The following is an 11756-nucleotide window of genomic DNA, read 5'->3' on the forward strand; positions in this document are numbered from 1 at the left end:
GGGTCGGCGGGGCGGGCCCCGGCGCCGGCCTGGCCCCCGCCCTGTTGCCGGCGCGCGCCCTGGTCCAGCTCCGTCGGGGCGGGCCCCTTCCGGGAGGCTCACGCACCGGGCGCCGGGGCGGCGCCCCGGCAGCGACCGCGAGGTCAGCGGTCGGCGGCTGCCGCCCGCCGGTCCGTCGCGAGCGCCTCGGCGGCGGCGATGTTCGGCTGCGGGTGGGTGAGCAGGTGCGCACCGGCGGCGAGGGCGCCGCCGACCAGCGGCGCGAGGATGAACAGCCACAGCTGGGACAGCGCCGCGCCGCCCGCGAACAGCGCCGGACCGAAGCTGCGCGCCGGGTTGACGGACGTCCCGGTGAGCGGAATCCCGACCAGGTGCACCACCACGAGCGCCATGCCGATCGGCAGGCCGTCGAATCCGGTGGCGGCCAGGCGGTGGGTGACCGCCAGAACGACGAAGACCAGGAGGAAGGTCAGCAGCACCTCGGCCAGGAACGCGCCCCCGAGGTTGATGTGCACGGCGGAGCGGTCGCCCCAGCCGTTGGTGCCGAGCTTCTCGTGGGTCCGGAGGCCGGGTATCTGCTTGGCGAGCACCAGCACCAGGGCCGCGCCGGCGATCCCGCCGAGGAACTGCGCGACCCAGTACGACGCGGCGGTACGCCCGTCGATCCGGCGGGCCAGCAGGAACCCGAGGGTCACCGCCGGGTTGACGTGGCACCCGGAGATCGGGCCGAACGTGTACGCCAGGGCGAGCAGCACGAAGCCGAACGCCAGCGCGATCCCGACCGATCCGATCGCGTCCCCGGCCACCACGGCGGCGCCCACCGCCAGCAGCACCAACAGCAGAGTTCCGAGAAACTCGCCGACCACCGCACGCCTGTCCATCTGGCCTCCCGACCGCATCACTCCGAACGGCACCGCACCGCCCGAACCCGACTCACCCTCGGCAGCCGGACGGGGCAACGCATCTCGATCGAACGCCTGCGCGCCGAGATCCTGAAACACCGGACGGACTAACTACTCCAGTCGGGTGAACCGGACATATCGCCACACTATAGGCCATCCGGCCTGCGACCTCACCTCGACACCGGGCGCTCGCCCACCCCGCCACCACCCGTCGCGAACACCGACCCGACCCGCGACCGGAGCTGACGGTCCCTGGACGAACGAACCCGACCGGACGGTCCCCGCCCGGCAGCCCCGCGCCACCCCGCCCGGGCTCCCACCCGCCTCCCGTCCCGAGGCCCGGGCGGCGCGGCGCGAGGACCCGCCGCGCCGTCGGCCCGTACGGTCTGCGCATGTCCTTCGGTCTGCTGTCGGCGCTGCTCGCCGCCCTGCTCACCGGTTCGGCCACCGTGCTCCAGGCGGTCGGCGCACGCCGCGCCGCAGCCGGCCGGCGGCCGGGCGGGGCCGCCGCGCTCGCCGGAGCCTTCCGCCAGTGGCCGTTCCTGGTCGGAGTCGGGATGGACATGCTGGGGTTCGGCGCCGAGCTGATCGCCCTCGAACGGCTGCCGCTCTACGAGGTCGAGGCCGTCCTGGCCTCGGCCCTCGCCGTCACCGCCGTCGGCTCGGCCCGCGTCCTGCGGGTGCGGCTGCGGCGCAGCGAGTGGGCCGGGGTGGCGGCGGTCTGTGTCGGGCTCTGCGTCCTCGCCCTCACCGCCGGGCGGGACGGACCCGGCCGGGGCAGCCCGGCGCTGCGGCTGGGCGTCCTGCTCGCCTCGGTCCTGCTGATCGGCGTGGGCTGGCTGGTGGTGCGGTTCGCCGGAGGCCGCAGCGCGCCGTTCCTCGGGCTGGTCGCCGGCCTCCAGTTCGGCGTCGTCGGCGTCGCGGTGCGGGTCCTGCCGGACGCCCGACCGCCCGACCTCCTCGTCGAGCCCTCCGCCTACGCGATCGCCCTCGCCGGGCTGGGCGGCTTCAGCGCGCTGACCTGGGCCATGCAGAGCGGTTCGGTGACGGCCGCGACGGCGGCCATGGTGCTGGGCGAGACCCTCGGTCCGGCCGTCATCGGCGTGTTGCTGCTCGGCGACCACACCCGCCACGACGCGACGCCGCTCGCCGTCGCGGGCTTCCTGACGGCGGTGGCCGGTGCGCTGACCCTGGCCCGGTTCGGGGACGCCGAGCAGCCGTCCCCGGCCTCCGCGCGCTGATCGGGCCCTTCGACACCGCGCCGGCCGCTGCCCGGGCGGCCGGCCGGTCCGGGCCGTGACCGGCCTTGCGGGACCGCCGCCCGGGGATCACCCTCCGGGGATCACCCACCCGGGGAACGGCCGCCCGACCGACGGACCGGCGCGTGCGGGCCACCGGCGGTCCGGCCGGTGAGCGGTCGTCGCCCACCGGCCGGGCCGCACGTGCGGCGGGGATCGGTCAGTCCGTCTGGCCCGCGAGCACCTCGTTGACGAGGGTGCGCGCCTCCTCCTGGACCCGGGCCAGGTGGTCGGGTCCCTGGAAGGACTCGGCGTAGATCTTGTAGACGTCCTCGGTGCCCGACGGGCGGGCGGCGAACCAGGCGTTCTCGGTGCACACCTTGATGCCGCCGATGGCCGCGCCGTTGCCCGGGGCCTCGGTGAGCACGGCGGTGACCGGCTCGCCCGCCAGGTCGCCGGCCCGGACCTGGTCGGCCGACAGCCGGGACAGCAGCGCCTTCTGCTCGCGGTCCGCCGGGGCGTCGACCCGGGCGTAGGCGGGGGCACCGAACCGCTCGGTCAGGTCGCGGTAGTACTCGCTGGGCGTGCGGCCGGTCACGGCGGTGATCTCGGCGGCCAGCAGGGCGAGCAGGATGCCGTCCTTGTCGGTGGTCCAGACCCCGCCGTCACGGCGCAGGAACGACGCGCCGGCCGACTCCTCGCCGCCGAAGGCGATCGAGCCCTCCAGCAGGCCGTCGACGAACCACTTGAAACCGACCGGCACCTCGACGAGCTGCCGCTTCAGGTCGCCCGCGACCCGGTCGAGCATCGACGAGGAGACCAGCGTCTTGCCCACCGCCGCGTCGGCGGGCCAGTCGGCGCGGTGCCGGTAGAGGTAGTCGACGGCGACCGCGAGGTAGTGGTTGGGGTTCATCAGGCCGCCGTCGGGGGTGACGATCCCGTGCCGGTCGGCGTCCGCGTCGTTGCCGGTCGCGATGTCGTACTCGTCACGGCGGGCGATCAGCGAGGCCATCGCGGCGGGCGAGGAGCAGTCCATCCGGATCTTGCCGTCCCAGTCCAGCGTCATGAAGCGCCAGGTCGGGTCGGTCACCGGGTTGACCACGGTCAGGTCGAGGCGGTGCGTCTCGGCGATCCGCCCCCAGTAGGCGACGGACGCGCCACCGAGCGGGTCGGCGCCGATCCGCAGGCCGGCGGCCCGCACCGCGTCCAGGTCCAGGACGGAGACGAGGTCCTCGGTGTAGGCGGTGACGTAGTCGTGCCGACCGGTGGTCGGCGCGGCCAGGGCCCGCGCGTACGGGACCCGCTTGACGCCCCGCAGGCCCTCGCGGATCAGGGCGTTGGCGCGGTCCTGGATCCAGCCGGTCGCCTCGGACGGGGCCGGGCCTCCGCTCGGCGGGTTGTACTTGAACCCGCCGTCGCGCGGCGGGTTGTGCGACGGGGTGACCACGATGCCGTCGGCCAGCGCCCGGGGGCTGCGCCGGTTGTGGGTCAGGATCGCGTGCGAGACGGCGGGGGTCGGGGTGTAGCCGTCCGCGCTGTCCAGCAGGACGGTGACGCCGTTGGCGGCCAGCACCTCGACGGCGGTGGCCGTGGCCGGCTCGGACAGGGCGTGCGAGTCGGCGCCGAGGAACAGCGGGCCGGTGACGCCCCGCGCGGCCCGGTACTCGCAGATCGCCTGGGTGGTGGCGGCGATGTGGTCCTCGTTGAACGCCGCGTCCAGCGAGGAGCCGCGGTGGCCCGAGGTGCCGAACGCCACCCGCTGGCCCGGCTCCTCCGGGTCCGGGTGCAGCGTGTAATACGCCGTCACCAACCGCGCCACGTCCACCAGGTCGCCCGGCTGCGCCGGCTGCCCGGCCCGTACGTGTGCCATCGTCTTCTCCCACCAGATTTCTCGCCGTGCGCCGGCCAGCGGCCCGGCGCTTCCGTGCCCCGTGCTCACCGATCGTAGCCAGTGGACGACCGCCGGCCGTACCCGGGCGGGGCCGCCCGGCGAGGCGGGACCGGCGGACGCGCTGCACCGGGCGGACGCGCCGTCGGACCGGTCCGGGCCCCGGACCGGGCGTCGGTACCGGCCGTGCGGCCCCCGGCACGGCGGTGGCGGGCGGGATCTCAGGCGGGGAGCCGCTGGCGGTGCGCTTCGAGGACGGGGGCGACGGTGGTCGCCAGGAACTCCGTCACCGTGTACTCCACGAGGCCGTCCACCACGAAGGGGTCGGTCCGGGTGACCGCCTCGATCGCGGCCCGGTCGTCGCCGGTGGCGAGGATGACGCCGCCGTCGCGGGGGACCTTGCGGCCGGAGGCCAGGAAGGTGCCGTCGGCGTAGTGCCGGCCGAGCCATTCCACGTGGGCGGGGAGGGCCGCGTCGATGCGGTCGAGGGACGCGGTGTAGGTCAGCTCCAGAACGAACATGCGGCCAAGGCTAGCCGGGCGCAGGTGAGCGCCGCTCCACCGGGCACCGCTCCCCGACGGAACGTCACGCACCGTCGACGCAGGGCCGTTCGGCCGGATTCGCCGGCCGTGACATGACGATGCCCCGGGCCGTGGGGCCCGGGGCATCCCGAGGGTGGGCGAGGATGGATTCGAACCACCACAGCCGAAGCGGGGGCTTTACAGGCCCTTGGGCTCTCCCAGGCCCAGCTCGCCCTCGGTTTCTCTCTCGTCGCTCTCGTCTCTCTCGTCGATCGCGATGTCTCTACTCTCCCCCGGCCCCGCCAGGCCCGACAACCGGTTTTCCGGCCACGGCCGTTCCGTGCCGGACACCGCCCCGGAGGGGCTTTCCGGCTGGTCAGCCGCGTGGCGGTGGCGACATGTACGTGTCCGGATCAATGCGTTCGCCCCCCTCATGTGGTGTAGACCACTCCGGAGCCGACCACGGCCGCCGGGAGCGCGCCCGAACACCGGCCCCGTTCGCCGCCCTTGAGGGACCGATGACACGTGTACGCGCCGACGGCAATGCGATACAACACTGACAATATGACGATTGATCGGAGAAATCTGAAATGAGCAAGTCATCCCTGCCCCGCCGCGGTCTGCTCGTCGGCGCGGCGGCGACGGTGATCGGCTGGAACACCGTCGGCCGCTCCTGGGCCGTCGCCGCCGGGGACTCCGCTCCGGCCGGAACGCCCGCCACCGGAACGCCCGCCACCGGGGCGGCCGGTGCGAGCGGTGCGCCCGGCGTCGCGGCCGGCTCCGCCCTGGCCGCACTGCCGCGTCTGGACGGGACCGTGGTGGCCGATGCCGGCACGCTGGCGCGGTTCGGCGGGGACTTCGGGCACCTGGTGACCGCCGCGCCGCGCGCCGTCCTGCACCCCGGCTCGGTGCGGGACGTCGCCGAGGTGGTCGCCTTCGCCCGCCGGCACCGGATCCCGGTGGCGATGAACGGCCAGAGCGGCACCGGCGCCACGGCGGAGCTGGAGTCGCACTCCAGCTACGGGCAGGCGTCCGCCCGCGGCGGCATCGCGATCGACGCCCGCGGCCTGGACCGGATCGTCCGGATCGCCCCCGGCCGGGCCGTGGTGGAGGCCGGCGTCACCTGGGCCCGGCTGACCGAGGCCGCACTGGCCCAGGGCTGGACGCCCCCCTGCCTGACGGACTACCTGCACCTCTCCGTGGGCGGCACCCTGAGCGTCGGCGGGATCGGCGGCGGCGTCCAGCGGTTCGGGCTCCAGGTGGACACGGTCGAGTCGGTCGACGTGGTCACCGGCACCGGCCGCCTGGTCACCGCCTCCCGCACGTCCGAACGCGAGCTGTTCGAGGCGGTCCTCGCCGGCGGCGGCCAGGCGGGCATCATCGTCCGCGCCACCGTGCGCCTGGTCCGGGCGCGCGAGCGGGCGCTCGTCTTCAACCTGTTCTACGACGACCTGTCGGCCTACCTCGCGGACCAGGAAAGGCTGATGGCCGAGCGTCGCTTCGACCTCCAGGTCGGCGAGGTCGTGCGGAACGCGGCCGGCACCGGCTGGCGCTACAAGGCGGAACTCGTCGCCCACTACGACGGCGCCGCCGTACCGGACCGGGCGGCCCTGCTGCGCGGCCTGCGCTGCGTCGCGGCCGAGACGACGGTGGTCGACCAGACGGCGCGCGAGTACGCGTTCCGGGTGGACGGCTTCGCCGGGTACCTGAAGGCCGCCGGCCTCTGGGCGCAGCCCAAGCCCTGGCTGAGCCTCTTCCTGCCCGCCTCGACGACCGCGACGTTCATGCGCGAGGCCACCGCGCTGCTCACGCCGGAGGACCTGGGCTCCGGGCTGCTGCTCTTCTACCCGTACCGGAAGGACGTGCTCACCCGCCCGATGGCCGTGATGCCGGACGAGCCGGTCGGCTTCCACTTCGACCTGCTCTCCTTCCCGGCCCCGGGCGCCGACCACGCCGCCGCGCTGCGGCGCAACCGCCGCCTGTACGACCGGGCGGTGGCGCTGGGCGGCACGCGGTACCTCATCGGTGCGATCCCGGACATGACCCGGTCCGACTGGCGGCGCCACTACGGCACCCGGTGGGGGCGCGCGGTGGCCGCCAAGCGCCGCTTCGACCCGGCGGGCATCCTCACCCCGGGCCAGGGCATCCACGCCTGACCGGCCGCGGGCCCCGTCCCGCCCCGCCCTTCGGCGGGACGGACCGGGGACGCCGCGCTCACACCAGGCGGTGCATGCCCACGGAGTACGGGGCCGTCTCCACGAAGCCGTACCTGGCGTAGAGACGGTGGGCGTCGCCGTCGGCGATGAGCGAGACGTAGGCGCCCCTGGGCGCGCGGTCCTCCAGCTCGGCGGTGAGCCGGGCCATGATCCGTGCGCCCAGGCCCCGGCCCTGGTGGGCGGGGAGCACGCAGACGTCGGCGATCTGGAACACCGACCCGCCGTCGCCGATGATCCGGCCCATGCCGACCGGCTCGCCGTCGAGGCGCACCGTCACGCCGAACCAGGTGTTCGGCAGCCCGGCGGCCACCGCCTCGGCCGGGCGGTCGCTCATGCCGGAGGCGGTGCGCAGGTGCCGGAAGGTCGCGACGTCCGGCACGCCCGGCCGCACCTCGTAAGGGTTGGAATCGACATTCATGGATTACATGATAGTCAGGCCGACGCCACCCGACCACGGGCGGGACCCGACGGGGAAGGCGGCCCGGTGTCGATGAACGCGGACCTGCCCCCACCCACCGGGACATCGTCCAGCCGTACGGCCTCGGCGACGAAGTGCACGATCACGGCCCCGGAGCCGCGACAGCTGCCTATCCGTGCCGGTCGGCGCGTGGGAGCGTCGCGGCCGTGAGGAGCAGGTACAGGAGGGCGAGCAGGGCCAGCCCGGTGGCGGTCGCGTACAGCGCGGCGGCGCCCGAGTGGACGGTCAGGCCGCCCGATAGGGTGCCGGCGCCGATCCCCGCGTAGATGGCGGACGAGTTCAGTGCGACGACCAGCGGCGCCTCCTGCGGCGCAGCGGCGATCAGCCGGTGCTGCTGCGGCGGCGTCTGGCACCAACTGCTCGCTCCCCAGGCCAGTGCGAGCAGCCCCACCAGCACCGGCGCGCGCGTGCCGCTCGCCGCCAGCAGGCCGAGCCCGCCCAGCGCGACCGCCATCACGAGGTAGCCGGCCGTCAGCACCCCCACCCCGCCCAGCCGGTCGGTGGCGAGCCCGGCCCCCAGGTTGCCGAGCACCGCGCCGACCCCGTACAGGCCCAGCGCCCACGCGGCGTCGCGGGCCGTCAGCCCCACCGCCGCCAGCGCCGGCACGCTGTACGCGTACACCGTGTACGCCGCCGCCATGCCCAACGCCGTCAGCGGCAGGATCGCCCGCACCGCCGGCCGGCGCAGCACCGCCAGGCGCTCGCGCAGCGCCACCGCCGGACCGCCGGGCAGCGCCGGCAGCAGGAGGGCAACGGCCCCGGCGGCGGCCAGGGCCAGACCGGCCACCGCCGCCAGCGCCCACCGCCACCCCGTCCACTGACCGGCCAGCCCGCCCAGCGGCACCCCGAGCGCGGTCGCCGCCGTCAGCCCGCCCACCACCACGGCCAGCGCCCCGGCCCGCCGTTCCGGGCGGGCCAGGGAGGCCGCGACCGCTCCCGCGTTGGGCGTGAACGCCGCCGCGGCCCCGGCCGCCGCCACGCGGGTGGCGAGCAGCGCGGCGAAGGTCGGTGCGAGCGCGGAGGCCAGGTTGGCCGCTCCGAGCCCGGCCAGTGCCGTGACCAGCAGCGTCCGGCGCGGGACCCGGGCGGTCAGGGTGGCGAGCACCGGGGAGAGCAGGGCGTAGGCCGCCGCGAAGACCGTCACCGCCTGTCCGGCGGCCGACGTCGAGACGCCGAGGTCGGCGGCGAGTTCGGGCAGGAAGCCGGCCACCACGAACGCGTCGGTGCCGACGGCGAAGGTGCCGAGCGCGAGCACCGGAACCACCCCGGCACGGCCGCCTCGGGGTTCGGCCACCGCCGCCCGCGTTAACGAGACATCAGACATCCCGATTCTCCTTCGTGGAAGGCCCGGCCGGACGGCCGGGCCGCATCGGTTCGGGCCAGATCGGTTCGGGCCAGGTCGGTTCGGAGGTGCACTGAACAGGGCGGCGCCGGGCAGGCGGGTACGGCGTCAGGAACCGAGGCGCTCGTGGAAGCGGCGCATGCGCGCCGGGGCTCCCGCCGGACTGGCGGCGAGCAGGTCGGCGACGGTCTGCGCGGCCAGTTCGCGCCGCCACGCCAGCTCCGCACGCCGCATCGCCCCGGCGACGCCGCACGGCTTGGCGAAGTCGCTCGCCGCCGCCTCCGCTCCCGCGCCCCGCTGCCGGATCTCCGTGCACCGGAACGCCTCGGTGGTCCCCTCCACCGCGGCCACCACCTCCATCAGCGTGATCCGCTCCGGCGACCGGGCCAGCCGGTACCCGCCCCGCGCGCCCGCCACCGACGCCAGCACCCCGGCCCGCACCAGCGGCTGCAACCGCTTCTTCAGGTACACCGGCGGAAGCTCGAAGATCTCCGCCAACCGCCCTGCCGGAATCGGCGCCTGCTCATCGAGCCACGCCAACGCCAGACAGCAGTGCAGGCCCCACTCCACACCCTCACCCATCAGCACAATCGGGATACTACACGTCCCCGTTAACGCCCCGCGCGGGGCGGCCGCACGAACGCCCCGCATGCCGCCGGGTCGCCTCGCCGACCGGCCGCCCCGCCCCGCTCCGTCAGACCGTCACCCGGACGTTGGCCAGGAGGGTGGCGCCGTCGGCCGAGGTGGCGAGGACGCGGCCGGAGCGGTGCCGGTAGGTGACCGCCCCGGCGTGGCGGCGGACGCCGATCCGCGACGGGCCGGCGTCCGGGAAGACCGCGGTGAGGGCGGGGCCCCGGGCCGGGCCGGTGCCGGCGTGGAGCCGCAGGCCGGCGCCGTCGGGCAGCGGCACGGTCACGGCCCAGTGGTCGCCGTCGGTGGCGGGGGCGTCCGAGGCCGCACCGTCGAGACGCAGTCGGACGGTCGGCAGGCCGGAGGTCCAGCAGAGGGTGGTGGTCCCCGGGGCCTCCCCGGTCGGCGCCGAGGCGGCGAGCAGGCCGCCCGCGGCGAGGGCGGCGGGTTCGAGGTGCGGCTCGGCCAGGGCGTCGTCCACCCGGAGGCGGGCCCGAAGCTCCCAGCCGGGCAGGTCCCAGCGCCAGACCTCGGTGAACGGGGAACCGTCGGGCAGGGAGGACCGGACGACGGCCGCGCAGCCTCCGGGTGTGCGGTTGATGCGGCCCACCAGCCGCTGCCCTGCGACGAGTTCGCGCCAGACGACGGACGGACGGGGTGCCAGGGTGTCGAGCACCGCGATGCCGTCCGCGTCCTCGGTGATCAGGTGCCGGCCGTCGAAGGAGGACGCAAACTGCCGGGCGCGCAGGGTGGTCCAGGGGCGGACGGCGCGGGTGACGAGGTCGAGGCGGGACACCTCCCGGAGGTCGCCGTAGTCGGCGACCAGCAGGGCGACGGCGCCGTGGTCGGCGAGGACCAGCCGGTCGGCGGGCGTGTCCCAGGACGCCCGGGTGCGGCCGTCCGGTCCGATCAGCCGCACTCCCGCCTGGCCGCAGGCGACCAGCAGCAGGCCCGAGGCGAGCAGCGCCGCGTCCAGGACCGGGAGCGTGCCGGGCCGGTCGGCGGCGGTGTACGCGGGGGTGACGCCCGCCGGGCGCGGCGCGGGCCGCGGGCGGGCCAGGTCCTCGGCGACCAGCGGGTCGGCGCGGAGCAGGAGCCGGTCGAGGAGGGCGTCCGCGGCGCGGGCACCCGGCCCGGCGTCCGGCCCGCCGATTCCGCCGTCGCGGACGGCCGCCAGGGCGGCGGCGGTGGCGAGTTCACGGTCGGCGGCGGGGTCGGCGGCGGGCATCTCGGCCAGGGTGGCGGCGAGCGCGGTCCGGCCGCTGCTGCGCGGGTCGCCGTCGCCGTCGAGGACGGCGCGGGCGAACGCCCGGGTGGACTGCCCGACGCCGAGCGCCAGCAGGTGGGGCAGCGCCCGGCCCCGGTCGGGCCCGCCGAGGGCGACCGCGTCGCGCAGGTCGGCGACGACCGAGGGGCGCAGCGCCTCGTCCGGCCAGGCCGCCTCGACGGCGCCGAGCCGGTCGCCGGCCGCGCGGCGGTGTTCGGCCCAGGCGGCGCGCAGTTCGCGGCCGGCCGACGGGTCGGTGGCGGCGAGGCGGACGACGGCCGCGGCGAACGCGGACCTGCGGTGGGCGGTGCGGACGGCGCGGTCGCGTTCGCCGGCCCGCCACCAGAGGCGGACCACCAGTTCGGCGGCGAGGTCGCGTCCCTCGGCGAGTTCGGCGGCCTGGGCGGAGCGGTCGTGCCGGTCGAGCAGGGCGACCGCCTCGGCGGGCGCGTCGAGCAGGTCGGCGAGGACGAACGCGGCCTCGTCGATCCGGCCCGCCTTCTCCAGCCGCTCGGCGGCGTGCCGGTAGAGGGCGGTGAGGTGCTGGTGCGAGGTGGGGCCGTGGAACGGTGAGGCCACGGCGAGGGCATCGCTGCGCGGGGTGGCGCGCAGGGCGCCGGTGAAGCGCCGGGGCAGGCCCAGCGAGAGCCAGGGCCGCCCGGTGTCGTCGGAGGCGCGCGCGGCGAGCGGCAGGGCGTCGCGCAGGGCGTCGTCCCAGCGGCGCTGTTCGAAGGCCCGGGTCAGCTCGCGCAGGTAGCGGAGGTGCCGGCGGTGGAGCGACCGGGCCGCCGGGGTCCGCAGGGTGAGGCGGGCGAGCAGGTGGCGGAGGACGGGACGGCGGGTGCGGGCGGACCTGCGGGCGGGGCCGGTCGCGGCTCCCGTGGCCGCCCCGGTGGTGGCGTTCCCACCTTCCGTGCCACCGCGGTGGCCGCCCCGGTCGCCGCGGATCAGGTGGTAGGCGACCGTCAGGACGAACCAGAGGGCGAACAGTCCGACGATGCGCGGCCCCTGGTCCACGAGCAGGTGGGCCCGGTCGGAGAACAGGACCAGCCAGCCGACGCCCAGCAGGACGAGGGCGGTGGCCAGGTACGCGAGCCGGCCGGCGGGCGTGGCCCGGACGGCGCGGACGGGCCCCTTCCAGGAGCCCTGCCCGGACGGGGCCTCGGAGCCGCCGGTCTCGGCGGCGAGCCGGCCGGCCCGTACTGAGGGCGGCAGGATGCCCGCCGCCGCCCGCAGGTCCGGGCGCGGGCGCGTCGGCACGGCGTCCACGACGG

9 protein-coding genes and 1 tRNA gene are annotated in these 11756 nt (G+C 76.3%); 2 read left to right on the forward strand and 8 right to left on the reverse strand.

Going from position 1 to position 11756, the window contains the following annotated elements:
• Nucleotides 1-143: 143 nt before the first annotated feature.
• Nucleotides 144-881: an MIP family channel protein gene (locus ABZY91_RS39760; RefSeq protein ID WP_355408862.1), complete on the reverse strand. Its 738-nt coding sequence runs from the start codon at nt 879-881 to the stop codon at nt 144-146.
• Between the two features lie 413 nt (nt 882-1294).
• Here ABZY91_RS39760 and ABZY91_RS39765 point away from each other — a divergent pair, with 413 nt between their 5' ends.
• Nucleotides 1295-2143 (forward strand): hypothetical protein, encoded by an 849-nt coding sequence (locus ABZY91_RS39765; RefSeq protein ID WP_329952750.1) that lies wholly within the window; start codon nt 1295-1297, stop codon nt 2141-2143.
• A gap of 217 nt (nt 2144-2360) precedes the next feature.
• Here the strand turns inward: ABZY91_RS39765 and pgm are convergent, their stop codons facing one another.
• The 3 genes from pgm to ABZY91_RS39780 all read right to left on the reverse strand — a co-directional run bounded on the left by pgm (nt 2361) and on the right by ABZY91_RS39780 (nt 4784).
• Nucleotides 2361-4010 (reverse strand): phosphoglucomutase (alpha-D-glucose-1,6-bisphosphate-dependent), encoded by a 1650-nt coding sequence (pgm, locus tag ABZY91_RS39770; RefSeq protein ID WP_329881046.1) that lies wholly within the window; start codon nt 4008-4010, stop codon nt 2361-2363.
• 239 nt (nt 4011-4249) lie between these two features.
• Nucleotides 4250-4549, reverse strand: coding sequence for a YciI family protein (locus tag ABZY91_RS39775; RefSeq protein WP_355408864.1), 300 nt, complete (start codon nt 4547-4549; stop codon nt 4250-4252).
• Between the two features lie 155 nt (nt 4550-4704).
• Nucleotides 4705-4784, reverse strand: a tRNA-Tyr gene (locus ABZY91_RS39780).
• 355 nt (nt 4785-5139) lie between these two features.
• Between ABZY91_RS39780 and ABZY91_RS39785 the strand changes: the two genes are divergently transcribed.
• Nucleotides 5140-6705: an FAD-binding protein gene (locus tag ABZY91_RS39785; RefSeq protein WP_355408866.1), complete on the forward strand. Its 1566-nt coding sequence runs from the start codon at nt 5140-5142 to the stop codon at nt 6703-6705.
• Nucleotides 6706-6763: 58 nt separating this feature from the next.
• Here the strand turns inward: ABZY91_RS39785 and ABZY91_RS39790 are convergent, their stop codons facing one another.
• The 4 genes from ABZY91_RS39790 to ABZY91_RS39805 all read right to left on the reverse strand — a co-directional run.
• On the reverse strand, nt 6764-7183 hold the full coding sequence (locus tag ABZY91_RS39790) for a GNAT family N-acetyltransferase (RefSeq protein ID WP_355408868.1): 420 nt from the start codon (nt 7181-7183) through the stop codon (nt 6764-6766).
• Nucleotides 7184-7352: 169 nt separating this feature from the next.
• Complete coding sequence (locus ABZY91_RS39795; protein WP_355408870.1) at nt 7353-8567, reverse strand: MFS transporter; 1215 nt, start codon at nt 8565-8567, stop codon at nt 7353-7355.
• Nucleotides 8568-8693: 126 nt separating this feature from the next.
• Entirely contained in the window at nt 8694-9167 is a 474-nt protein-coding gene (locus tag ABZY91_RS39800) for an Rrf2 family transcriptional regulator (protein WP_355408872.1), read from the reverse strand.
• Nucleotides 9168-9279: 112 nt separating this feature from the next.
• Nucleotides 9280-11756 (reverse strand): hypothetical protein (locus tag ABZY91_RS39805; protein WP_355408874.1); only part of this gene is annotated, 2477 nt, incomplete at its 5' end.

This window comes from Kitasatospora sp. NPDC002965, from assembly GCF_040611255.1.
Taxonomy (GTDB): domain Bacteria; phylum Actinomycetota; class Actinomycetes; order Streptomycetales; family Streptomycetaceae; genus Kitasatospora.

What these genes read in the sequence shown, in the direction of transcription:
- ABZY91_RS39775 (WP_355408864.1), bottom strand. Translation starts at nt 4,549, where the DNA reads ATGTTCGTTCTGGAGCTGACCTACACCGCGTCCCTCGACCGCATCGAC.
- ABZY91_RS39790 (WP_355408868.1), bottom strand. Translation starts at nt 7,183, where the DNA reads ATGAATGTCGATTCCAACCCTTACGAGGTGCGGCCGGGCGTGCCGGAC.
- ABZY91_RS39760 (WP_355408862.1), bottom strand. Translation starts at nt 881, where the DNA reads ATGGACAGGCGTGCGGTGGTCGGCGAGTTTCTCGGAACTCTGCTGTTG.
- ABZY91_RS39795 (WP_355408870.1), bottom strand. Translation starts at nt 8,567, where the DNA reads ATGTCTGATGTCTCGTTAACGCGGGCGGCGGTGGCCGAACCCCGAGGC.
- pgm (WP_329881046.1), bottom strand. Translation starts at nt 4,010, where the DNA reads ATGGCACACGTACGGGCCGGGCAGCCGGCGCAGCCGGGCGACCTGGTG.
- ABZY91_RS39800 (WP_355408872.1), bottom strand. Translation starts at nt 9,167, where the DNA reads ATGGGTGAGGGTGTGGAGTGGGGCCTGCACTGCTGTCTGGCGTTGGCG.
- ABZY91_RS39785 (WP_355408866.1), top strand. Translation starts at nt 5,140, where the DNA reads ATGAGCAAGTCATCCCTGCCCCGCCGCGGTCTGCTCGTCGGCGCGGCG.
- ABZY91_RS39765 (WP_329952750.1), top strand. Translation starts at nt 1,295, where the DNA reads ATGTCCTTCGGTCTGCTGTCGGCGCTGCTCGCCGCCCTGCTCACCGGT.